Source organism: Amycolatopsis sp. NPDC051102 (genome assembly GCF_040682815.1).
Classification (GTDB): domain Bacteria; phylum Actinomycetota; class Actinomycetes; order Mycobacteriales; family Pseudonocardiaceae; genus Amycolatopsis.
On sequence record NZ_JBFBBT010000005.1, the window covers coordinates 175,632 to 197,809 of the forward strand.

The 22,178-nt window shown below is 72.1% G+C and carries 18 protein-coding genes; 11 read left to right on the forward strand and 7 right to left on the reverse strand.

Features of this window, described 5'->3' with window-relative positions; all coding sequences use genetic code 11:
* Positions 1-6: 6 nt before the first annotated feature.
* The gene (locus AB0M93_RS18065) at positions 7-783 is read right to left on the reverse strand and encodes an exodeoxyribonuclease III (protein ID WP_364274791.1); all 777 of its coding nucleotides are present in this window, start codon (positions 781-783) and stop codon (positions 7-9) included.
* A 64-nt stretch (positions 784-847) separates the two neighbouring features.
* Positions 848-1,570: a trypsin-like serine protease gene (locus tag AB0M93_RS18070; protein ID WP_364274793.1), complete on the reverse strand. Its 723-nt coding sequence runs from the start codon at positions 1,568-1,570 to the stop codon at positions 848-850.
* A gap of 218 nt (positions 1,571-1,788) precedes the next feature.
* Here AB0M93_RS18070 and uvrC point away from each other — a divergent pair, with 218 nt between their 5' ends.
* The 4 genes from uvrC to whiA are packed head-to-tail and all read left to right on the forward strand — an operon-like array spanning position 1,789 to position 6,630.
* Complete coding sequence (gene uvrC / locus AB0M93_RS18075) at positions 1,789-3,750, forward strand: excinuclease ABC subunit UvrC (RefSeq protein WP_364274795.1); 1,962 nt, start codon at positions 1,789-1,791, stop codon at positions 3,748-3,750.
* A 42-nt stretch (positions 3,751-3,792) separates the two neighbouring features.
* Positions 3,793-4,650: an RNase adapter RapZ gene (gene rapZ / locus AB0M93_RS18080; RefSeq protein ID WP_003101350.1), complete on the forward strand. Its 858-nt coding sequence runs from the start codon at positions 3,793-3,795 to the stop codon at positions 4,648-4,650.
* Position 4,651: 1 nt separating this feature from the next.
* Positions 4,652-5,638 carry a uridine diphosphate-N-acetylglucosamine-binding protein YvcK gene (gene yvcK / locus AB0M93_RS18085; protein ID WP_364275163.1) on the forward strand — a complete coding sequence of 329 codons (987 nt, stop codon included), beginning with the start codon at positions 4,652-4,654 and terminating at the stop codon, positions 5,636-5,638.
* Positions 5,638-6,630: a DNA-binding protein WhiA gene (whiA, locus tag AB0M93_RS18090; protein WP_364274797.1), complete on the forward strand. Its 993-nt coding sequence runs from the start codon at positions 5,638-5,640 to the stop codon at positions 6,628-6,630. Before yvcK ends, whiA begins: the two co-directional genes overlap by 1 nt.
* 43 nt (positions 6,631-6,673) lie before the next feature.
* On the opposite strand, the gene AB0M93_RS18095 is transcribed toward whiA, so the two are convergent.
* Positions 6,674-7,084: a DUF6086 family protein gene (locus AB0M93_RS18095; protein ID WP_364274798.1), complete on the reverse strand. Its 411-nt coding sequence runs from the start codon at positions 7,082-7,084 to the stop codon at positions 6,674-6,676.
* A 159-nt stretch (positions 7,085-7,243) separates the two neighbouring features.
* Here AB0M93_RS18095 and AB0M93_RS18100 point away from each other — a divergent pair, with 159 nt between their 5' ends.
* A complete protein-coding gene (locus AB0M93_RS18100; RefSeq protein WP_364274800.1) occupies positions 7,244-8,203 on the forward strand; it encodes a glucosyl-3-phosphoglycerate synthase in 960 nt (319 codons plus the stop codon).
* 1 nt (position 8,204) lies between these two features.
* Here the strand turns inward: AB0M93_RS18100 and AB0M93_RS18105 are convergent, their stop codons facing one another.
* Entirely contained in the window at positions 8,205-9,065 is an 861-nt protein-coding gene (locus AB0M93_RS18105; RefSeq protein WP_364274802.1) for a sterol desaturase family protein, read from the reverse strand.
* Between the two features lie 69 nt (positions 9,066-9,134).
* Here AB0M93_RS18105 and AB0M93_RS18110 point away from each other — a divergent pair, with 69 nt between their 5' ends.
* Positions 9,135-9,743 carry a TetR/AcrR family transcriptional regulator gene (locus AB0M93_RS18110; RefSeq protein ID WP_364274803.1) on the forward strand — a complete coding sequence of 203 codons (609 nt, stop codon included), beginning with the start codon at positions 9,135-9,137 and terminating at the stop codon, positions 9,741-9,743.
* Positions 9,744-9,898: 155 nt separating this feature from the next.
* Positions 9,899-10,267 carry a hypothetical protein gene (locus tag AB0M93_RS18115; RefSeq protein WP_364274805.1) on the forward strand — a complete coding sequence of 123 codons (369 nt, stop codon included), beginning with the start codon at positions 9,899-9,901 and terminating at the stop codon, positions 10,265-10,267.
* 48 nt (positions 10,268-10,315) lie between these two features.
* Here the strand turns inward: AB0M93_RS18115 and AB0M93_RS18120 are convergent, their stop codons facing one another.
* The 3 genes from AB0M93_RS18120 to AB0M93_RS18130 all read right to left on the reverse strand — a co-directional run bounded on the left by AB0M93_RS18120 (position 10,316) and on the right by AB0M93_RS18130 (position 14,519).
* Complete coding sequence (locus tag AB0M93_RS18120) at positions 10,316-12,880, reverse strand: PQQ-dependent sugar dehydrogenase (protein ID WP_364274806.1); 2,565 nt, start codon at positions 12,878-12,880, stop codon at positions 10,316-10,318.
* 332 nt (positions 12,881-13,212) lie between these two features.
* Positions 13,213-14,043 (reverse strand): coproporphyrinogen III oxidase, encoded by an 831-nt coding sequence (locus AB0M93_RS18125; protein WP_364274808.1) that lies wholly within the window; start codon positions 14,041-14,043, stop codon positions 13,213-13,215.
* A 38-nt stretch (positions 14,044-14,081) separates the two neighbouring features.
* On the reverse strand, positions 14,082-14,519 hold the full coding sequence (locus tag AB0M93_RS18130) for a PPOX class F420-dependent oxidoreductase (RefSeq protein WP_364274809.1): 438 nt from the start codon (positions 14,517-14,519) through the stop codon (positions 14,082-14,084).
* Positions 14,520-14,605: 86 nt separating this feature from the next.
* Between AB0M93_RS18130 and AB0M93_RS18135 the strand changes: the two genes are divergently transcribed.
* Genes AB0M93_RS18135 through AB0M93_RS18150 form a run of 4 tightly spaced genes read left to right on the forward strand, consistent with a single transcriptional unit; the run spans position 14,606 to position 22,166 of the window.
* On the forward strand, positions 14,606-16,057 hold the full coding sequence (locus tag AB0M93_RS18135; RefSeq protein WP_364275165.1) for a hypothetical protein: 1,452 nt from the start codon (positions 14,606-14,608) through the stop codon (positions 16,055-16,057).
* Positions 16,057-16,857, forward strand: coding sequence for a hypothetical protein (locus AB0M93_RS18140; protein WP_003077197.1), 801 nt, complete (start codon positions 16,057-16,059; stop codon positions 16,855-16,857). The genes AB0M93_RS18135 and AB0M93_RS18140 overlap by 1 nt, the downstream gene beginning before the upstream one ends.
* Before the next feature lie 10 nt (positions 16,858-16,867).
* Positions 16,868-21,343 carry a hypothetical protein gene (locus AB0M93_RS18145; protein WP_364274810.1) on the forward strand — a complete coding sequence of 1,492 codons (4,476 nt, stop codon included), beginning with the start codon at positions 16,868-16,870 and terminating at the stop codon, positions 21,341-21,343.
* Positions 21,344-21,380: 37 nt separating this feature from the next.
* A complete protein-coding gene (locus AB0M93_RS18150) occupies positions 21,381-22,166 on the forward strand; it encodes a TIGR03620 family F420-dependent LLM class oxidoreductase (RefSeq protein WP_364274811.1) in 786 nt (261 codons plus the stop codon).
* Positions 22,167-22,178: the final 12 nt, after the last annotated feature.

Below are 22,178 nucleotides of genomic sequence, written 5' to 3' on the forward strand. Positions count from 1 at the left end.
CGCGCGTCAGAGGTCCAGGTCCACCACGATCGGTGCGTGGTCGGACGGGCCCTTCCCCTTGCGCGCGTTGCGGTCCACATAGGAATCCGTCACCGCGGACGTGAACGCCTCGTTCCCGTACACCAGGTCGATCCGCATGCCCTTGTTGTTCGGGAAGTTGCCGGCCCGGTAGTCCCAGTACGTGAACGGGTGGTCGTACTTCAGCGGCCGCGGGAAGACGTCCGAAAGACCGAGGTCCCGCAGCCGGGCCAGGGCGTCGCGCTCCGGCTTCGTCACGTGCGTCGACTCCGCGAACAACGCGATGTCCCAGACGTCCGCGTCCGTCGGGGCCACGTTGAAGTCGCCCAGCACCGCGAACGGCCCGGACGACACCTCCGACGCCACCAGCGAGTGCAGCGACGAGAGCCACTCCAGCTTGTAGGCGTAGTGCGGGTTGTCCGGCTCACGCCCGTTCGGCACGTACACCGACCACACCCGCACGCCCCCGCAGGTGGCGCCCACTGCGCGCGCCTCCGCGGCGCCCTCGAACTGCGGCTCGCCCGGCAGCCCGCGGACCACGTCGGACAGCCCCACCCGCGACACGATCCCGACGCCGTTCCAGCGCCCGAGCCCGTACGCCGCCACCTCGTACCCGAGTGCCTCGACCTCGGCCAGCGGGAACTTCTCCGTCGTGGTCTTCAGCTCCTGCAGGCACAGCACGTCCGGCGCCGTCTCCTCCAGGAAACCCAGCACGCGGGGCAGGCGGGGGACGATGGAGTTCACGTTCCAGGTGGCGATCCGCATGCCCGCGAGCATCCCACAGGCCACCGACAAAACCGGGGCGGCGCCGCAGCGCCGCCCCGGGAACTCACACGCCCGCGGTCGTCCGGATCCAGGACCGGCTCGCCGCCACGCTGGCGTAGTTGTTCGTGCCGCGCGTGTTCGACCCGCTCTGGTTCTGGACCGTCGACGCGACGCCGACCTGCACGCCGTTCGCGACCTCGGGTCCGCCCGAGTCGCCCTTCCACGCCGAGCCGTTGATGCCGACGCTCTGGATCGCGCGGCCGCCGTAGGCGTCCGTGGACCGGCCGGTCACCTGGACGTTCGCCGTCTTCAGCGACGTCGCCGGCGGGCCGGTCGGGGTGGAGCGGCCCCAGCCGTAGATCTGGTTGGTGCTGCCGGTCGCCGGGTCGGCGCTGCCCAGTGAGATCGGCGCGGTGCTGGTCGCCGAGGCCAGGTGCAGCAGCGCGATGTCGCCGTTCGGGGACTCGTACTCGTTGTCGACGGCGATCTTCGTGCCCGAGAGCAGCGTGTTGCTGCCGACCCGGACGTACATCCCCGAGCCGTCCTGGTCGAGGCAGTGCACCGCGGTCAGCACCCAGCGGCCGGCGATGACCGTGCCCGAGCAGTTGAAGCCCTGGTAGTCGCGCCCGGGGGTGTTCACGTACACCTGGGCGCCCCAGGAGACCGCCGGCGCGGTGGTGCCGCCGACGATGTTCGGCTGGACGCCCGCGGAGGCGACCGCGCCGCCCGCGAGGGTGAGGGCGACGGCGGCCGCGGAAGCGGCGCCGAGGGAGCGGAGGAAGCTCACGACGGTGATCCTTTCGGTGGGGGACCGGATCGCCGTCGGAAAGTAACCACCGCGTCAGCGGCGCGGACACCGACGAAGGTCGGAAGCGGACGAACACCCTACTTCCGGCGGGCCCGGACGGGGGCGTGCGAGAACTGTCGGTGGTGGCAAATAGTCCATCCATGCCCCCGCCACCACCCTCAGCGGAGGCGCTTCGCGCCGCTGCATAGTCTGGGGGAGTGGCTGACCCGACCACCTACCGTCCCTCGCCGGGGAGCATCCCGGATGCCCCTGGCGTGTACAAGTTCCGCGACGCGACCAAGCGGGTCATCTACGTCGGCAAGGCGAAAAGCCTCCGGAGCAGGCTGAACTCCTACTTCGCCGATCTCGCCGGCCTGCACCCGCGCACGCGGCAGATGGTCACCACGGCCGCGAGCGTCGAATGGACCGTCGTCACCACCGAGGTCGAGGCGCTCCAGCTCGAGTACAACTGGATCAAGGAGTTCGACCCCCGGTTCAACGTCCGCTACCGCGACGACAAGAGCTACCCGATGCTCGCGGTGACGCTGAACGAGGAGTTCCCGCGGCTGCACGTCTACCGCGGCGCGCGCAAGAAGGGCGTCCGGTACTTCGGCCCGTACGCGCACGCGTGGGCCATCCGCGAGACGCTCGACCTGCTGCTGCGGGTCTTCCCCGCGCGCACCTGCTCGGCCGGGGTGTTCCGGCGGCACGGCCAGATCGGCCGGCCGTGCCTGCTCGGTTACATCGACAAGTGCTCGGCGCCGTGCGTGGGCCGCGTTTCGGCCGACGAGCACCGCGACATCGTCGAGGACTTCTGCGACTTCCTCGCGGGCAAGACCGACGTCATGATCAAGCGCCTCGAAGGCGAGATGGCCGCCGCGTCCGAGGAGCTCGAGTTCGAGCGCGCCGCCCGGCTGCGCGACGACCTCGGCGCGCTGCGTCGCGCCATGGAGAAGCAGGCCGTGGTGCTCGGCGACGGCACGGACGCCGACGTCGTCGCCTTCGCGCACGACGAGCTCGAAGCCGCCGTCCAGGTCTTCCACGTGCGCGGCGGCCGGGTCCGCGGGCAGCGCGGCTGGGTCATCGACAAGGCCGAGGAGATGGACGTCCCGGCGCTGGTCGACCACTTCCTCACCCAGTTCTACGGCGACGAGGCCGACCTCGGGGCGCGCGACGAGGTCGACTCCGGCCCGGTCGTGCCGCGCGAGGTCCTGGTGCCCGAGCTGCCGGCCGACGCGGACGCCGTCGCGGAGTGGCTCACCGGCCTGCGCGGGTCGCGGGTGCAGCTGCGGGTGCCGCAGCGCGGCGACAAGAAGGCGCTGGCCGAGACCGTCCAGCGCAACGCCGGGGAGGCGTTCACCCAGCACAAGCTGCGCCGCGCCGGCGACCTCACGGCCCGCTCGGCGGCGCTCACCGAGCTGCAGGAGTTCCTCGCCCTCGACTCCGCGCCGCTGCGCATCGAGTGCATCGACATCAGCCACATCCAGGGCAGCGACGTCGTGGCGTCGCTGGTCGTGTTCGAGGACGGCCTCGCGCGCAAGTCGGAGTACCGGCGCTTCGCGCTGCGGGAGGCGGCCACGGAGGGCGACGTCGCCTCGATCGCCGAGGTCGTCCGGCGCCGCTTCTACCGCTACTTGAAGGAAACCGCCGAGGAGCCGGACTCGTCGAAGCCGGGCCTCGACCCGGAGACCGGGCGGCCGAAGAAGTTCGCCTACCCGCCGAACCTGCTGGTCGTCGACGGCGCGGGCCCGCAGGCCACCGCGGCCGCGGACGTGCTGGCCGAGCTCGGCATCACCGACATCGCCGTGGTCGGGCTGGCCAAGCGGCTGGAGGAGGTCTGGCTGCCCGCCGACCCCGATCCGGTGATCCTGCCCCGGACCTCGGAGGGGCTGTACCTGCTGCAGCGGCTGCGTGACGAGGCCCACCGCTTCGCCATCGCCTACCACCGCGAGAAGCGCTCCAAGCGGCTGATCACGTCCGAATTGGACAGTGTGCCCGGGCTGGGGCAGGCTCGCCGCACCGCGCTGATCAAGCACTTCGGCTCGGTGAAGAAGCTCAAGCAGGCCAGGGTCGAAGAGATCGAGGCGGTGCCCGGCTTCGGCAGGCGCACCGCGGAGGCCGTGGTCGCCGCGCTGGCCGGGGAGTCCGGCGCGAGCAACGGCACAGGAGCAGGGGAGTAGGGAAAGACAGTGAGTGCGCAAGAAGAGATCCGCGGGTCCGGCATGGAGGTCGCGGTCGTGTCCGGGCTTTCCGGCGCCGGCCGCAGCACCGCGGCCAAGTGCCTGGAGGACCTGGGCTGGTTCGTCGTCGACAACCTGCCCCCGGAGCTGATCGCGACCATGGTCGAGCTGGGCGCGCAGGCGCGCGGCGCGATCACGAAGGTGGCGGTGGTGATGGACGTGCGCTCGCGCGCGTTCACCGACGACCTGGCCTCGGTGATCAAGGACCTGGACGCGCGGGGCTACAAGCCGCGGGTGCTGTTCCTGGAGGCGACCGACGCGGTGCTGGTGCGGCGGTTCGAGGCCGTCCGCCGGGGCCACCCGATGCAGGGCGACGGCCGGCTCGCCGACGGCATCACCGCGGAGCGGACGCTGCTGGAGCCGCTGCGCGAAGAGGCCGACTTGGTGCTCGACACCTCGTCGCTGTCGGTGCACGACCTGCGCGCGAAGATCGAGGACGCGTTCGGCTCGGAAGCGAGCACCCAGACCCGGGTCACCGTGCTGTCCTTCGGCTACAAGTACGGCCTGCCGATGGACGCCGACCTGGTGATGGACGTCCGGTTCCTGCCGAACCCGTTCTGGATCCCGGAGCTGCGCGAACACACGGGCCTCGATGGTGAGGTCCGCAACTACGTCCTCTCGCAGGAGGGCGCCGAGGAGTTCCTCGACCGCTACCACCAGCTGCTGCGGCTGATCGGCGCCGGTTACAAGCGCGAAGGCAAGCGGTACCTGACGCTCGCCGTCGGCTGCACCGGCGGCAAGCACCGCAGCGTGGCGCTGTCCGTGGAGCTCGCCCAGCGTCTGTCCAAAGAGGACGGTATGGCCGTGAAGGTGGTGCACCGCGACCTTGGTCGTGAATAACGTGCGCGCGGTCGCCCTCGGGGGCGGCCACGGGCTGCACGCCACGTTGTCCGCGGTGCGGCGGGTGACCCCCGACGTCACCGCGGTCGTGACCGTGGCCGACGACGGCGGATCGTCCGGCCGGCTGCGGCGCGAACTCGGCCTGCTCCCGCCGGGCGACCTGCGGCAGGCGTTCGCCGCCTTCGCCGCGGAGGACGGCGGCACGCTGTGGGCCGAGGTCTTCCAGCACCGCTTCGGCGGCGACGGCGCACTGGCCGGGCACGCGGTGGGGAACCTGCTGCTGGCCGGGCTCTTCGAGGTGCTCGGCGACCCGGTCGCCGCGCTCGACGAAGCCTGCCGGCTGATGGGCGTCTCGGGGCGCGTGCTGCCGATGTCGCCGGAGCCGCTGGAGATCGAGGGCGAGGTCAGCGGCCTCGACAGCGAGGACCCGGCGGCGCTGCGCACGATCCGCGGCCAGGTCGCGGTGGCCACGACGCCGGGTCAGGTGCGGCGGGTCAGCCTGCGCTCGCCGGGCCGGGCCGGGCGCCCGCCGCTGGCGTGCGAAGAGGCCGTGGAAGCGGTGCTGAACGCCGACGTCGTCTTCCTTGGGCCGGGCTCCTGGTTCACCAGCGTGCTGCCGCACCTGCTCGTGCCGGGGCTGCGCGACGCGCTCGTGCGGACGGCCGCGACGAAGGTGCTCGTGCTCAACCTTGTCCCCCAGCCGGGGGAAACCGCGGGATTCTCCCCGGAGCGCCACCTCGACGTACTCTTCGAGCACGCGCCCGATCTGCGGGTCGACGCGGTGATCGCGGACCGGGATTCCGTCCCCGACCCGGCGAATCTCCGCCGCGCGGCGGAACGGCTGGGCGGCCGGGCGCACCTGGGGGCGGTGGCCGACCCCGAAGTGGCGGGACGGCATGATCCTGATGCGCTCGCGTTGTGCATGCGGGAGGCTCTCGGTCTCGGCGGGGAGCACGGGGGAGGAGCGAAAGGCAGGGAGGGGCAGTAATGGCGATGACCGCCGCGGTGAAGGACGAGCTGAGCCGGCTGGAGATCACGAAGATCGGGCCGCGCCGGGCGGAGGTCGCGTCGCTGCTTCGCTTCGCCGGCGGCCTGCACATCGTGGCCGGCCGGGTGGTCGTGGAGGCGGAGCTGGACACGGGCTCGGTCGCGCGACGGCTGCGCAAGGAGATCCACGAGCTGTACGGCCACCACTCGGACGTCCACGTGATCACCGCCAGCGGCGGGCTGCGCAAGGGCACCCGGTACGTCGTGCGCGTGGTCAAGGACGGTGAAGGCCTGGCCCGCCAGACCGGGCTGATCGACCAGCGCGGCCGCCCGGTGCGCGGGCTGCCCGCGGCGGTGGTGTCCGGGGGCGTGGCGGACGCGGAAGCGGCGTGGCGGGGCGCGTTCCTCGCCCACGGGTCGCTGACCGAACCGGGCCGCTCGTCGTCGCTGGAGGTGACGTGCCCCGGCCCGGAGGCGGCGCTGGCGCTGGTGGGCGCCGCGCGCCGGATGGGCATCCAGGCGAAGTCCCGCGAGGTCCGGGGCGCGGACCGCGTGGTGGTCCGCGACGGCGACGCGATCGGCGCGCTGCTGACGCGCTTGGGCGCGCACACGAGCGTCCTGCAGTGGGAAGAGCGCCGCATGCGCCGCGAGGTCCGTGCGACGGCGAACCGCCTGGCCAACTTCGACGACGCGAACCTGCGGCGTTCGGCCCGCGCGGCGGTGGCGGCGGCGGCCCGGGTGGAGCGCGCCCTGGAGATCCTCGGCGAAACGGCCCCGGACCACCTCCTGGCGGCGGGCCGGCTCCGGCTGTCCAACCGCCAGGCGTCCCTGGAGGAACTGGGCCAGCTGTCGGACCCCCAGATGACGAAGGACGCGGTGGCCGGCCGCATCCGGCGGCTGCTGGCGATGGCGGACAAGCGCGCGAAGGACCTGGGCATCCCGGACACGGAGTCCGCGGTCACGCCGGAGATGCTCGAAGAGGAAGACGCCTGACGAGGTCCCGCAGCCACGGCTCGGCGATCGCGGGGCTCGCGGGTCACACCGGCATCGCGCGCTCGTACTCGGCCATGAGCTCCGCGAGCCGGTCCGGGCCGGCCGCGCCGCCGCCCGGGATGTCGCGCGGCGAGCTTGCGATCGGCCCGTCGAGGGCGGGCAGCGCGAGCCCGCCGCGCCGGGCCAGCACCGCCGCGGTCACCACGAACCCTTCGAGGAGCGCCCGGTTGATCGGGTGTGAGGTCGCGCGGTACTCGGCGACCAGCGCGCCGGTGAAGGCCGCGAAGGCCGCGCCGTCGATCGGGTGGTCGCCGGGATCGCCGGGGGTCACCCCGAGGCCGGACGGACCCCCGGCCAGCGGGACGAAGGCCTCGGCGAGGCGGGTGAACAGGGTTCCCGGTCCGTTGGACGGGTTCCACACGTCGGGGCCGTCGATGCTGAAGTACTGGCTCATCGGCACCGAGCTTAGGGCGGCCGCCGGCGCTGGTCAGCCGGTTTTCCGCACACTGCGTTAACGCGGTGCGCCATCTCGTAACACCCCGGTAGCACCGCGGACCGGGCGCCGAAACGCGGGACCCCGAACCTCGGAAGCGAACGAGGGAAGGGGAAGCGCATGCTGCAGGTTTCGCCGGAGATCGGCACCTGGCTCACCCGGCGCAGCAGCAAGGCCGGGGACTGGACCACCCGGGAGCTGGCCGCGGCCAAGCGTGGCACCACGGTGTCCGTGGTCATCCCGGCCCGCAACGAGGAAGCCACCGTCGGCGCGATCGTGGCCGCCATCCGCGAGGAACTCCACGGCGGGCTCGTCGACGAGATCCTCGTCGTCGACAGCCATTCCACCGACGCCACCGCCGAAGTCGCCGCCGCGGCCGGTGCGCGGGTCGTGGCGCAGGACGCCGTCTTCCCCGCGCTCACCGGGCTGGCCGGCAAGGGCGAAGCGCTCTGGAAGGGCGTCGCGGCCACGACCGGCGACCTGGTCGTCTTCGTCGACGGCGATCTGCACGACTTCACCACGGACTACGTCACGGGGCTGCTCGGCCCGCTGCTCACCGACCCGTCGGTCGCCTACGTCAAGGGCTTCTACCACCGCCCCCTGGGTGCGGAGGCGGACGGCGGCGGCCGGGTCACCGAGCTCGTCGCCCGGCCGCTGCTCAACATGTTCTGGCCGGAGCTGGCCGGCTTCGTCCAGCCACTGGCCGGCGAGTACGCGGGCCGCCGCGAGGTGCTGGAGAGCATCCCGTTCGTCGCGAACTACGGCGTCGAGATCGGCCACCTGATCGACCTCCTGGAACTGCGCGGCCTCGACGCACTCGCCCAGGTCGACCTCGGCCACCGCGCGCACCGCCACCAGAGCACCCAGGCGCTGGGCCGGATGTCCGGCCAGATCATGCAGACGCTCTTCGACCGCCTGGAGCGCTACGGCCGCCTGGTCACGGCGGTTCCGCCGGCGACGCTGCTGGCGCAGTTCCGCCGCGGGACCTCGGACGGCTTGGACCGCGAACTCGTGCTGACCGATCTGACGTCGCCGGAACGCCCGCCCCTGAAGAGCCTCCGGTTGCGGGACATCGCGTAACTCAGGCGGCCACGTGTTCGGGCTGCCAGCCAGGCGGCCCGAACACGTACCCGGCCCGCTCCCGCCACGTCTGCGCGCCGCGCAGGTCGCGCAGGATCGAGCCGTACTCGTGGAAGCCCACCTTCAGCAGGTTGTACGTGCCGATGTTCGTCGTCAGCCCGTAGGTCGGCCGGTGGCCTTCCGGGACGAAACTGCCGAACAGCCGATCCCAGATGATGAGGATGCCGCCGTAGTTCGCGTCCAGGTACTCGGCGTCGCTGCCGTGGTGGACGCGGTGGTGGGACGGCGTGTTGAACACGTACTCGAACCAGCGGGGCAGCTTGCCGATCTTCTCGGTGTGCACGAAGAACTGGTAGACGAGGTCGATGGACAGCCCGGTCAGGATCATCCACGGCGGGATCCCGCACAGTGCCAGCACCGACCAGAACGGCAGCTGGAAGTACGGCGTCCACTTCTGGCGCAGCGCCGTCGAGAAGTTGTAGTGCTCGCTCGAGTGGTGCACCTGGTGCCCGGCCCACAGCAGCCGCACGCGGTGGCTGGCCCGGTGGTAGGCGTAGAAGACCAGCTCCTGGCCGAGCAGCATGAGGACCCACGTCCACCAGTCGCGCGGGTCGAACCGGACCGGCGCCAGCTCGAACAGCGCCGCGAACACGACCAGCATCACCAGCCGGAACAGCGCGTTCACGCCGACCGCGACCGTGCCCATCAGCATGCTCGTGCGGGTGTCGGCGACGCTGTAGCCGATCACGCCGTCGTCGTGGCCGAGCACGTGCACGGCGACGATTTCGATCGTCACGAACAGCAGGAACACCGGAACCGCGAACAGCACGGGGTCGCGCAGGTGCGCCAGGAACTCGGCCACGTCGCCTCCTTCATCTGACCTGATGGTAACTTACCCAAGGGTCACTTTACGCACGGTAGGCTCTCGCGTGTGACGGAGTCAAGGCCGGTCGGGACCAAGGGGATGCCCCGCGAAGAGCGCGAGGCGCAGCTCGTCGTGGCCGGCACCGAGGAGTTCGGCCGGGCCGGGTATGCGGGCGCGTCGATGGTCGAGATCGCGCGCCGAGTCGGGGTCACCAAGCCGCTGCTGTACCAGTACTTCGGTTCGAAGGACGGGCTCTACCTGGCCTGCCTGCACCGCGCGGGCGACCGGCTCACCGAGGGCGTCGCGACGACCATGGCCGCCGGCGGGGAGCCCGAGCAGATGCCGCTGAAGGTGCTGGCGGCGATCTTCACGACGTTCGACCACGACCGCTACGCCTGGCGCCTGCTGCGCGACGCCACCGTGCCGGCCACCGGCGACATCGCGGCCGCGGCCGCGGATTACCGGCGCCGGCTCGACGCCTTCGCGGTCCTCGGTGCGACGCAGCTGCTGACCTCGCGAGGCCTGGCCGACCCGGTCGACATCGAGGCCGTCGCGCAGGTCTGGACCGGTGTGGTCGACTCGCTGATCAGCTGGTGGATCGACCGTCCGGACGAAGATGCCGCGGCGATGGCGGCCCGCTGCGCCCGGATCATGGGCGGCCTGTTCGGCTGGTGACCGCGTTATGTCCACTGTGGACGGACGAGGTTATCTCCGGTTTGTCCGGTCCGGCGATACGGAGAGTGCGTCCCGGCGATTGGTGCCCCGAACGGCGTAGCGAAATCGGTCCCGTTCGCGATTAATCAGGGAAGCCGTTCGTCGAGAGGTGTCCCATGCCCGAACCAGCCGCATCCATCCCGGCCGATCCCCGGCTCGCCGCGCGGTTCACCGAGGATCTGCTCGACGGCTGCCGGGTCCTGGCCAAGGATTACGGCTACCGGCCCGCCCAGTTCGAACGCATGGTGCGCGAGCACGGTGGTGTCGAAGCGGCCCGGCTTCTGCTGCGCGGGGCCGGCACCGCGGGCGGGTTCACCATGCTGTGGGAGAAGAACCAGCTCGGCCGCAGCTCCGAGGCGGTCATGCTCCGCGAGGAGTACGCCGAGTTGTTCACCCCGGACGAGCTGCTGCTGGCCCGCCGCCGGCTGGAGGAACACGGGTTCGACGTCGACGCCCACCTGCGCCGGGTGGCGGGGACGCAGTGAGGGCGGCAGGGGTGACCGGCGCCGCTCCGGTCACCCCTGCCGCGGCTTTCAGGCCGCCGCGCTGGACTTGCCGCGCAGCACGACGCTGCCCGTCGATGCGCCCTTGATCGCCGTTTCGATCTGCGCCATCGTCGAGGACGACGTCAGGCCGGGGACCGTGGCGGTGTTCAGGGCATAGAGCGTGAACGTGTACGGGTGGCTGGAGCCGCCCGGGCAGGGGCCGAAGAACTTCTGCGCGTTCGCGCCGCTGCCCATCGCCTTCTGCTTCGCGCCGCCCTGGTTCGGCACGGTGTACCCCGCGCCGAGGCCTTCCGGCAGCGACTTCGTGGCCGCCGGGACGTCCCAGATCGCCCAGTGCAGCTTGTTGCCGCCGTTGGCGACGTCGGCGAACACGACGGCGTAGCCCTTGGCACCGTCGGCGGCACCCCACGCCAGCGGCGGCGACGGGTCCTGGCCCGCCGTGCCGTCCCCGGCGCAGGTGTACTTGTCCGGGATGGTGGCGTTGTCGGCGAAGGCCGAGCTGGTCAGCTTGAAGCCGCCGGGCGTGCTGCCGCCGGGGAACTTCAGCCGCACGATCACGTTGTCCAGCACCGACGGCGTGCCGCCGTTCTTGTCGTTGTTCGTCGAGGTCAGCCAGGGCCCGCCGTCCGGGGTCTTGGTGACCGAGCGCAGCCGGCCCCAGCGGCCGGAGAACAGCGTCGACACCGTGCCGACGCCGGTGCCGGCGGAGTTGATCTGCGTGGCGAACAGCTGCTCGCCGGTGACGCCGGCGATGTAGATCCAGTCGTTGACGATCTCCACCCCGCTCGGCCCGGCCTGCGACGTCGGCCAGGTCTTCTTCGGCGCGATGAAGCCGCTGCAGCTGCCCTGCGTGCCTTCGCAGCTCGGCCAGCCGTAGTTGCCGCCCTTCTGGATCAGGTTGAGCTCGTCCTGGCTGCTCTCGCCGAACTCCGCCGCCCACAGCTGGCCGCGGGAGTCCCAGGCCAGGCCCTGCGGGTTGCGGTGGCCGTAGCTCCAGACGTACCGGGCGTTGCCGCCGGTGGCGTAGAACGGGTTGTCGCCCGGCGCGGAGCCGTCCGGGTTGAGCCGCAGGATCTTCCCGTTGAGCGAGCTCTTGTTCTGCGCGTTGTCGCTGTTCTTGGCGTCGCCGACGGTCGCGTAGAGCTTGCCGTCCGGGCCGAACTTGAGCCGGCCGCCGTTGTGGTAGCGGTTCTTCGCGATCCCGGTGAGCACCGGCGTCGACGTCGAGGACAGCGTGAAGCCGTCGTAGGTCATCTTGACGATCCGGTTGTCCCCGGAAGCGGTGTGGTAGAGGTAGATCGCGTGGTCGGACGCCCAGTTCGGCGAGATCGCCAGGCCGAGGAGGCCGCCTTCGCCGTTCGTGCCGACCGCGCCGGGCACCTTGCCCAGCGTGGTCTTCTGACCGGACGGCGTCACCAGCAGGATCTCGAAGCGGTCCCGCTCGGTCACCAGCGCGTTGCCGTTCGGCAGGAAGTCCACCGCCCAGGCGAGGTCGACCTTCGCGATGTCCTTGTCGTACTCGGGGATGCCCCCGGCGCCGCCCGGAGCGCTGGTCTTCGCCGTGACGGCGTTGCCGGCGGCCGAGGTGTTGCCGTCGGGGTCACGGGCCTTCACGGTGAAGGTGTAGGACGTGTTCGGGCTGAGGTCCGTGATCGTCGTGCTCAGGGACGTCGTCGTCGCCACCTTCGTGGCGCCCTGGTAGACGTCGTAGCCGGCGATCGTGCCGCTGTTGTCGGTGGAAGCGTTCCACGCCAGGGAGACGCTGTTCGCGGTGACGCCGGTGGTGTGCAGGTTGCCCGGCACGCTGGGCGGGGTGGTGTCGTTGCTCTGCGGCGTCGTGAAGGTGACGACGTTGCTCTGCTGCGACGGGTTGCCCGCGGCGTCGTACGCCCCGACGGAGATGTCGTAGGCCGTATTCGGGGTCAGGTTGTCGACGGTCGCGCTGGTGGTGTTGCCGTCGACGGTCTTGAGGATGTTGCCGCCGCGGTTGATCTCGTAGCGGACGACGCCGACGTTGTCCGTCGCGGCGGTCCAGGTGAAGGTGGCCGCGGTGGGCAGGATGTCGCTCGCCTTGAGGTTCGACGGCGGCGACGGCGGCTCGGTGTCCACCGGCGCGGTGAAGGTGTCGGTGAGCTTGTCGGCGTTCGGGCCGCCGTTGGCCGTGGTCGCGGTGGTGCGGACCTTGTTGACCCCGGCGGTCAGCTGGACGGTCGCGGTGACGGTCTTCCACGTCGTCCACGCGCCGGTGGCGGGGAAGTCGACGGTGCCCTTGTCACCGCCGTCGACGGTCAGCTTCACCGGCCGGTTGTCGGTGGTTCCGTTGGCGTAGCGGAAGGTCAGGGTGTGCGTGCCCGCCTGGGCGGCGTTCACGGAGTATTCGACGTAGCTGCCGGCGACGTTGTCGAAGTTGACGAAGCCGGTGCCGCTGTAGCCGGCGTGGTTCGACTCGACCGCGCCCTGCGAGATCGTGGCGTTTTCGGCTTCGTAGTCCGTGTCGGCGGCGAAAGCGCTTACCGGAGTGACGACGGTGAGGCCGAGCGCCGCGACGGCGGTGCCGGCCAGTACCGCGCGCCACGGTGGACGGGGTGCCACTGGGAGCCTCCTGCGTGGGTCGGGGGACAGGGGGTGACCGGGGGCGGAATGGTCGGCGGACCACCGGCGGCGATAGTTAGGAAAGTTTCCTATCTATGGAACAGATCACACACCCTCCGAGCGGGCCCTGTCAATACTCGACACGGCGGGTCACCCACGGTGCCAACGGTTTCCCGCTCAGCGGGGCGCCGTCACCGTCTTCGTGGTTGCTGATCGAGGAGCTGTGGTCACCAGGCCCGGCACCACCGCCGCGGACACGGTCCTGCCGCAGCCGGCCGGAAACCGTGCTCCGCCAGCGCAAGCAGGTCGCGGGGCGCCCCCCGGTTCCGACTCTACCGGCGGGCACCGACAGTTTCGGCCGCCCAATCGCGCGGGACGAGGAACGACGCGAGCTCCGCCTCCGCGCTCCCGGGCTCGGGCGTGAAGTCCGGCTCCCACCGCGCCAGCGGCGGCAGTGCCGCCAGGACCGCCTCGGCGTCGGCCTGGATCGCGGTCGCCGCGTCGTGGACGAGGGTGAACTCGACGTAGCGGCCGCGGCGGTAGAGCTGCCACTGCCGTTCGCGCTCGCCGTGCGGCACGTCCTTGCGCCGCCGGACGATCGGGAAGTACGCCGGGGCGATCGCGGCGATGCCCGCCGCCGTGAACGCGGCCGAACGCCGCCAGCCGTCCGGGCCCGGGAGGCTCAGGTGGTCGAAGAGGATGCCGCCGATGCCGCGGGCCTCGTCGCGGTGCGGGAGGCGGAAGCGGTCGTCGCACGCTCGTTTCGCCTGGGCGTGGAACGCCGGGTCGAGCGTGTCGCAGTGGTTCTTCAGGACGCGGTGGAAGTGCGTCGCGTCCGCGGCGAAGCCGTAGCAGGGGAGGAGGTCGACGCTGCCGCCGAACCACCACGCGTCCGCGGCTTCGCGGTAGCGGAAGTGCGCCTCGAACGCCGGGACGTACGGGTTGCGCGGGTGCAGCACGACCGACAGCCCGGCCGCGAAGTACTCGTCCGAGAAGGCCGCGCTGACGACGGCACGCTCGAAGACGTCACCGTTTTCGAGCAGTCGCGTGCGGCCGGACCGGCCGAAGCGCCCGCCGTCGAGGCGTTCCAGTTCCGCCACCAGCTCCCGCTGGCCCGCGCTGACGATCGCCTTGACGGCGTCGCGTCTGTCCCCTGAAGGCATACCCCCACCCCCGGGGCCAGATTACCAGCGAACCGGGGTCAGCCGGCGATGTCGGCCCGCGCGATCACCTTGGTGATCTTCGCCCGGACGAGGGACTCCTCGGGGACGGCGTTGCGCTTGCCGTACGCCTCGGCCTGCTCGGCCCCCATGTACCGGCCGCCCAGCTTCGTCGCCCACTCGAGCATCTCGTCGAGGTCGTGGGTCAGCCGCGCCTCGGCGGTGAACTGGACGTACGAGTACGGCGGCTTCTGGTCGTCGACGGCCAGCGAGATCCGGCCGTCGCGGGCGATGGCCTTGCCCTTGAGCGTCTCGGTGCCGGTGGTGAAGATCAGCTCGTCGCCGTCCGGGCCCTCGTCCAGCAGGAACCAGATCGGGGTGACGATCGGGGAGCCGTCCTTCCTGACCAGGCCCAACATGCCGGTCCGGGTGCCCTCGGAGGCGAACTTCCACCACTCGTCACGGCTCATCTCACGCATGAGGAGGACGTTAGCCCGTCACCCGAGCGTGCGCAGAGGGTGGCCGACTAGCCTGGCCTGCTGTGCGAGACGACGACAGGGCCGCCATGGGACTGGCCGACGAGGGGCTGACCCGCCGCCTCAAGGCGCTGGCCTGCACCGCGCCGCTGCACGACCTGGACGCGCGGAAGGCGAAGCTCGACTGGGCCGACGCCACGGTCTACCAGATGGCCGAGATCGCGCTGCACACGATCGACCAGGTCACCATCGCGATGGACTTCGACACCGGCGCCGGCCACGACGAGGTCATCGACCGGCTGCTGCCGTTCATCGCCCAGCAGGCGCCGTCGCGGATGCCCGAGGAGCACGTCCGCGTGGCCAAGTGGGTGCTGGACAACCTGATCAACGTCGGCACCACCGACCGCGGCTTCCGGCGCGTCTACGGCTCGGTCGGGCCGGGCGGCTACCAGCGGCGCCAGTTCGACTTCAAGCTGCTGGTCGAGCTCGCCGCCCCGGACGGCGAGGTGTACCTGCGCGCCACCGACGAGGCGATCAACGTCCTGGTCGGCGCGCTCGACACCGACGTCGAGTCCGCGCAGATCGCCGCCGAGGTCAAGCTCGAGAACCTCATCAACCGCGGCCGCCTGGCCGACGCCAAGCTGGCCGCCGAGCAGGCCCGCTACCGGACCGTCCAGTACGGCGAGACGCTGCGCGCCAAGCTCGACGCGACCCGCCGGGACGTCCGCTCGGTCGACTGGGAGCGTGAGGTCCCGGAGCTGCTGGACAGCGCGCTGAGCCACATCGAAGCCCGGTTCCGCGCCGAGAACGCCATCCTCAAGAACATCACCACGGCCCGCGACGAGACCGAGGACCTGGACCGCAAGCGCCGCGCCGCCGAGCTCGTCGACATCGTCGGCGACTGCATCCGCCGCCACACCCGCCTGCAGTCCCGGCTGGCCGACGCGGGCGCGGTGTTCCGCGCCGAACAGGACCGCCAGCAGTTCTCCGGCCCGCCCCAGCGCGCCACGATCGACCTCTTCGGCCAGCTCCTCGTCCCCACCCTCGGCCTGCCGCTGGCCGACGCCGTCGCCCCGGCCGAGCATTTCTTCCACGCCGTCGCGGGCATCTCCGCCCCGGTCGTGCCGTCGCTGTCGTCCCTTGTGTCGCTCCTGCTGCGGCCCGCGCCGGAACGGGACCAGCTGGTCGGGGAGATCCCGGAACCCGAGCTCATGCCCGCCGAGGTCACCGACAAGTTCGGCGACGACGTCTGGCGCGCCGCCGACGAGCTGCTCGACCTGCCGGAGGTGCCGCGACGGCTCTCCGGGCTGCTCGAAGAGGCCCGCCGCAGCCGCCAGCCCGGCCTCGCGGCCCTGGTCGCGCTGCGGGCCGTCCACGCCTACAGTCCCGGGGTCGGCGCGGCCCGCCGCCAGGGCGACCGGCACGTTCTGCTGGCCGTCGACGACGGCACGCTCCTGGACGACCCGGAGTTCGGCGGCGCCGACCTGCTCCTGTCCACCGCCGCCGTAGAGCGGGCCGACGAAGAAGAGGAGGTCGCGTAATGGCGCTGTCCCACAGCAGCGTGGACGCCGAAGCCGCGGCCCGGCTGGTCGCCTTCGGCATGCGGCCGAAGCAGCTGCCCGCGCGTGACGTCGTGTACGGCGACCTCGTCCGCCGCTACGGCGAGGACAACGCGTTCAAGGCCCTCACCCACGCCGTCGCGGCCGGTCTCGGGCTGATGGTCCTCGAGGTCAACCAGCAGGCCGGCGCGGTCCTCGCGGCCACCGACGAGTCCGTGTTCGAGATCAAGATGGACTCCTACGCCCGCCAGGCCAAGATCCGCGAGCGCCGCGAGACCGAAAAGGTGCTGCACGGCCTGATCCACCTCGCCACCGCGGCGCTCGGCTACCCGCGTCCGGACGACCTGGCCAACGACACCTACATCGGCCGCGTCAGCGTCGAGCAGGTCGACGCGATGGTCCGCGAAGCCGCGCGGATGCTGGACGAACGCGCCGCGGCGGCCGAAGCCAACAACGACCCCCTGGCCGACGCGCCCGAGCTGGAACAGGCGTGGCGCGCGTACGCCCGCCGGCCCGCCGCGGCCGCCACCAAGGACGGCCGGCTGGCCGCCGACACCACCCGCGGCATGGTCAGCCGCGCCCTGCGCTTCCTCGCCGACCAGGGCTTCCTGGTCCCGGTGAGCGACGAGCAGGGCGGCACCTACCGGACCACACCGCGCTACCAGATCCAGGTCCGCGAGCTCGCCGCCGACGCCGCCTTCGACGACTTGCTCGCGCTCGACGTCGTGGCCGTCGCGAACGCCGGGGGCACGCTGCGCGCAGCGGCGTCCGACACGCTGTAGAGGGGAATCGATGTACGAGCTTTCGCGGGTCCGCCTGCACTCGGTGGGCCCGGCGGGTGCCCGCTACCAGGACGTCGTGCTCGACTTCAGCGGCGTCGGCGCCAAGATCACCGCGCCGAAGCAGGACGCGCTGTTCAGCGCGGGCATCCACGCGACCGGCCCGGCCGAGCTGCGCCGCCCGTCGCCGGCGAGCGTGCTGTTCCTCGAGAACGGCGGCGGGAAGTCCGTGCTCATCAAGCTGATCTTCTCGGTCATGCTGCCCGGCCGCCGCCAGGTCGTCGGCACCACCAGCACGAAGGTCCTCGAGAAGTTCGTCGCCGCCAAGGACGTCTCGCACGTCGTGCTGGAGTGGCTGCACGTCGAGAGCGGGCACCGGATCATCACCGGCAAGGTCTCGGAATGGCGCGGGCACGTCGTGTCCGCCGACTCCGAGAACCTCGCCGACTCCTGGTACTGCTTCCGCCCGACCGCCGCGCTGGGGCTCGACTCCCTGCCGATGACGCAGGACGGCCGGCTGCTGACGATGTCCGGCTTCCACGACAAGCTCACCGCGGCCCAGCTGGCCGAACCCGAGCTCGAACTGTCCTGGACCCGCCGCCACCACGAGTGGACCGGCCGCCTGGACAGCCTCGGCCTCGACACCGAGCTGTTCCGCTACCAGCGCGCGATGAACGCGGGCGAAGGCGAGGCGGCGGACGCGTTCGCCTTCGGCACCGACGAAGCGTTCGTCGAATTCCTGCTGCGCGCGGTCATCTCCGAAGAGGAACCGAAAGACCTCGCCGAGGTCGTCGCGACCTACGCGCACAACCTCGCGCAGCGCGGCGATCTGCTGTCGGAGCGCGACTTCGTCGCCGGTGCGCTGGACCTGCTGGGGCCGCTGGCCGCGGAAGAGGGCGTCGCCGCCGAGTCCCGGAAGATCGCCGCCGCCGCGAAGGCTGCGATGGCCGAGCTGGCCGGCCGGGTGGTCGCGCGCAACGAACTCGAGAACGCGCGGCTGTCCGGCCTGGAAGACCACGTCACCGAGGTCAAGTCCGCGGAGAAGCTCGCCGAGGGCGACCACCGGCGGCTCGCCGCGGCCGTCACGGAGCTGCGCCGCCTGGTCGCCGTGCTGCGCCTGGACGAGGCCCAGGAGGCCCGCAAGCGGGTCGACGCCGAGCTCGCCGCGGCCAAGACCGAGGCGGAAGCGTGGCGGGAGACGGCGACCGTCCTCAACTCCCTGAACGCGGCGCGCAAGGCGAAGGACCTGCGTGAGCTCGTCGGCAGCCGGGAGGAAAAGGCGCGTCCGGCGCTGAAGGCCCGCAACGACGCCGCTTCGGCGCTGGCACGCGGGTTGCACGCGCTCGCCCAGGACGCGCAGCGGCAGGCCGACAAGGCCGAAGCGCACGCGGGCGCGTTGCGTGCCGAAGCCGAGAAGGCGCAGACAGAACGCGACGAAGCCGCGAACCTCGCGGCCGCCCGCCGTGCCGAAGCGCGGGGCCTCACCGGGCGGATCACCGAACTGCGCGAAGAGGTCCAGGCCGCCGTCCGCGCCGGGTTGCTGCCTTCGGGCGCCGACGTCGCCGAGGCTTCGCGCGCCGCTCGTGCCGCGGCCGAGCAGGCTGCTGCGGAACTGACCCGGCGCGAACAGGAACTGGACCGCGTCGCGACGGATCTCCAAGCGGCGCAACGGGCCGTGAACGAAGCGCACCAGCTCGCGGGCACCACCCAGGACCGCCTGGAACGCGCCACCGAAGACCTCGGCCGCGCCCACCGCCGGACCGACGCCCTCGCCGCCGAAAGCCGCCTGGTCGAGCTGCTCGGCGCGGACGACGTCACCCTCGAAAGCGACCTTCCGGTGCTCCTGGAACGGCTGCGCGAGGCGAGCGCGGCCGTGGAGAAGGAGCAGACCGCGCTGCGGATGGAGGAGTCCGCCGACGAGCGCGCCCTGGCCGCGCTGGGTTCCGGCGGGCTGCTGCCGCCGCCGGAGGACGTCCAGGCGGCCCTGGACGCGCTCGAAGAAGCCGGGATCACCGCGTGGTCCGGCTGGCGCTATCTGTCCAAACTGGACTCGACCCGGCGCGCCGAGGTGCTGGAGAGCCTGCCGCAGCTCGTGTCCGGGGTCCTGCTCAACGACGCCGCGCACGCCGATCGCGCCCGCGACGTGCTGACGCGGCGGCGGCTGCTGCCGAGCGCGATCATCGCCGTCGGGACGACCGGGGCGCTGCAGGCCGAGACGCCGTCCGCGCCCGGCGTCGAGTTCCTCGTGCCACCGAACCCGGCGATGTACGACGAGGAAGCCGCCGACGCCGAGCGGGAAGCCGTCGCGCGGCGGCACACCGAGCGGCAGCGGCGCCTCGAAGCGTTGTCCGCCAAGCTGTCCGCGGACGGCGCCTTGACGTGGAAGCTCACGACGTGGCGCGAGGACTACCCGCCCGGCGCCATCGCGACGCTGGCGGAGCAGGCCCAGGCGGCGCGGACCGCGCGGGAGACCGCGCGCACCGCGCTGGAGCAGGCCGACGCGGAATTCGCGCGGTTGAGCGAGAAGGCCGTCGTCCTGCGCGAGCGCGTTCCGGAGCTGCGGGCGGCCGCCGCCGAGGCCGAGGAGAAGGCCCGGCGGCTCGGCGAGCTGGGCGTCCGCAGCGCGCGGATCGCAGAGTGGACCGAAGAAGCCGAGCGTGCCACCGAGATCGCCGAGCGGGCGGACCTCCAGGCGTCCGACGCGGCGGGCAAGGCCGCGCGGCTGCGCGAGCAGGCGGGGGAGGAGCAGCGCACCGCCGACGGTCACCGCCGGACGGCGACCACCGCCCGTGCCGAGCTCGCCGAGGTGCCCGGCGCGGCCGACGCGGCCGAAGGCCCGGCGCCGTCCGAACCGGTCGACGCGCTGCGCCGGACGTACGCGTCGGCGTCCGACGCCTACGCGAAGGTCGAGGTCGGCAGCGACCTGCGGAGCGAGCTGGAACAGGCCGAGTCCGCCGAAGCCGCCGCGGGTTCGGCCGTGGAGTCCCTGGACGAGGCGGTTCGCGCGCGGGCCGCCGAACTCCTGGAGACGCCCGACGGCTCCGACGCGTCGGCCCGCGCGGCCGCGTTGGCCCGCGCCCGCCGGGTCGTCGACGGCCTGGAGGACGAGCGCACCGAAGCGATCGGGCTCGTCTCGACGCGGCGCGCCGAGCTGGACGCGCTGCCGCTGCAGAACGGCGTCAACGGCGAAAAGCCGCGGGACATCGAGCACGGCCTGGAGCTGATCGACGCGGCCGGGCTGGAAGCGTCCGCGGCCGCGCGGAAGTGGGAAGAGCTGCAGGAACGCCGGGCGGCGGCCGAGGCGACGCTGGAGTCGGCGCGCAGCTCGGCGTCCGGCTTCTCGCTGCTCGCGGAGTCGATGGCGCACCTGGTGACCGGCACCGAGAAGGACACCGCGGCCGCCTACGACGGCGACGTCGAGACCGCGCGCGCCCAGCACGCGCGGCTGAACACGACCTTCAACGAGGCCCAGGAAGCCGCCGACGCCGGCGACCGCCGGGTGCGCGCGGCCGCGGACCAGCTCGCGCAATACGCGACGGAGAAGCGGTTCGAGAAGCTGAGCACGCCGGTGCGGCAGCAGGTCATCTCCGTCAAGCGCGACCAGCTGCCCGCACACGCCGCCGAGTGGGCGGAGGCGCTGCGGCCGCGGCTGCGGTCCCTGACCGACGACCTCGCCCAGATCGACCGGCACCGCGGCGGCATCATCACCCGCCTGCAGGGCATGGTCGACGGCGCACTCCGGACGTTGCGGTCGGCCCAGCGCGTCTCCCGGCTGCCGGACGGCCTCGGCGACTGGTCCGGGCAGGAATTCCTCCGGATCCGCTTCACCGAGCTGGAGGACAACGCGCTCACCGAGAAGCTCGGCGAGGTCGTCGACGAGGCCGCCGTCGGCAAGACCGCGGACGGCCGGGACGTCAAGCGCGACGGGCTTTCCCTGGTGCTGCGCGGAGTCCGGGCCGCGGCGCCCAAGGGGTTCCGCGTCGACATGCTCAAGCCGGACTCGGTGCTGCGCACCGAACGCCAGCGCGTCTCGGAGATCCGGGACGTCTTCTCCGGCGGCCAGCAGCTGACCGCGGCGATCATCCTGTACTGCACGCTGGCCGCGTTGCGCGCCAACAACCGCGGCAAGGCCCGCAACCGGCACTCGGGCGTGCTGTTCCTGGACAACCCGATCGGCCGCGCGTCGGCCGGGTACCTGCTGGAACTGCAGCGGGCGGTGGCCGAAGCGCTGGGCGTGCAGCTGATCTACACGACGGGCCTGTTCGACGCGGGCGCGCTGTCGGAGTTCCCGCTCATCGTGCGGCTGCGCAACGACGCCGACCTGCGGGCGGGCCGGAAGTACCTGTCGGTGGACTCGACGATCCGGAACTCGCTGGAGGACCTGGGCGAGCCCGACGGCGTCGCGCGGCTGTCGGCGACCCGCATGTTCACGCGGGCGGCCGAGGAAACCGATTCCGCCGATTCCGCCCAGGACGAACAGCCGGCCTGACGGGAACATTCTCCCGGGTTCCGTGGTTGCCGGGCGCATGACGAAACTGGGGCCGCTGGGGGCCACCCACACCGCATTGGACACCGACACGGCCTTGGCGGCCGAGCTCGAAGAGCTGGGCTACGCCACGCTCTGGCTGGCCGGTGGCCAGGGCAACAACCTGCCGCAGATCGCCGAGGTCGTCCGCGGTACCTCGCGGATCCAGGTGGCGAGCGGGATCCTGTCGGTGGACCGGGTGCCGCCGGCTTCGGTGGCTTCGGCGTACGCGGAGCTGCCGGCCGGCCGGTTCGTGGTCGGCCTGGGCGGGGCACACGGCGCGCGTCCGCTGGCCACGCTCGGCGACTACCTCGACGAGATCGAGGACGTCGTGCCGTCGTCCGCCCGGATCCTCTCCGCGCTCGGCCCGCGGATGCTGGAACTGGCGCGCGACCGCGCGGCCGGCGCCTACCCGTACCTGGTGACGACGGACTACGTCGCTTCGGCGCGCGAAATCCTCGGCGCGGACCGGCAGCTCGCGGTCCTGCTGAGCGTGGTCGCGGAGACCGACCGGGCCAAGGTGCGCGAGATCGTCCGGGGCGGCTCGCTGGGGTTCCTGGCCGGGATGCCGGGCTACGCGGCCAACTTCCGGCGGATGGGCTTCACCGACGCCGACATCGCGGACCGGTCCGACCGGCTGGTCGACGGCCTCACCGTGTGGGGTGACTTCGACACCGTCGTCACGCGGCTGCGGGAGTACCGGGCCGCGGGAGCCGACCAGGTGGTCGTCCCGCTCGGCGGGCTCCCGCGGGAGTGGTGGCCGGAGCTGGTGAAGGCGCTGAACTAGCTCCTTCCGGAG

What these genes read in the sequence shown, in the direction of transcription:
- AB0M93_RS18130 (WP_364274809.1), bottom strand. Translation starts at nt 14,519, where the DNA reads ATGCGTGAGATGAGCCGTGACGAGTGGTGGAAGTTCGCCTCCGAGGGC.
- AB0M93_RS18140 (WP_003077197.1), top strand. Translation starts at nt 16,057, where the DNA reads ATGGCGCTGTCCCACAGCAGCGTGGACGCCGAAGCCGCGGCCCGGCTG.
- AB0M93_RS18115 (WP_364274805.1), top strand. Translation starts at nt 9,899, where the DNA reads ATGCCCGAACCAGCCGCATCCATCCCGGCCGATCCCCGGCTCGCCGCG.
- AB0M93_RS18135 (WP_364275165.1), top strand. Translation starts at nt 14,606, where the DNA reads ATGGGACTGGCCGACGAGGGGCTGACCCGCCGCCTCAAGGCGCTGGCC.
- AB0M93_RS18100 (WP_364274800.1), top strand. Translation starts at nt 7,244, where the DNA reads ATGCTGCAGGTTTCGCCGGAGATCGGCACCTGGCTCACCCGGCGCAGC.
- AB0M93_RS18065 (WP_364274791.1), bottom strand. Translation starts at nt 783, where the DNA reads ATGCGGATCGCCACCTGGAACGTGAACTCCATCGTCCCCCGCCTGCCC.
- whiA (WP_364274797.1), top strand. Translation starts at nt 5,638, where the DNA reads ATGGCGATGACCGCCGCGGTGAAGGACGAGCTGAGCCGGCTGGAGATC.
- AB0M93_RS18095 (WP_364274798.1), bottom strand. Translation starts at nt 7,084, where the DNA reads ATGAGCCAGTACTTCAGCATCGACGGCCCCGACGTGTGGAACCCGTCC.
- AB0M93_RS18150 (WP_364274811.1), top strand. Translation starts at nt 21,381, where the DNA reads ATGACGAAACTGGGGCCGCTGGGGGCCACCCACACCGCATTGGACACC.
- AB0M93_RS18125 (WP_364274808.1), bottom strand. Translation starts at nt 14,043, where the DNA reads ATGCCTTCAGGGGACAGACGCGACGCCGTCAAGGCGATCGTCAGCGCG.
- rapZ (WP_003101350.1), top strand. Translation starts at nt 3,793, where the DNA reads ATGGAGGTCGCGGTCGTGTCCGGGCTTTCCGGCGCCGGCCGCAGCACC.
- AB0M93_RS18145 (WP_364274810.1), top strand. Translation starts at nt 16,868, where the DNA reads ATGTACGAGCTTTCGCGGGTCCGCCTGCACTCGGTGGGCCCGGCGGGT.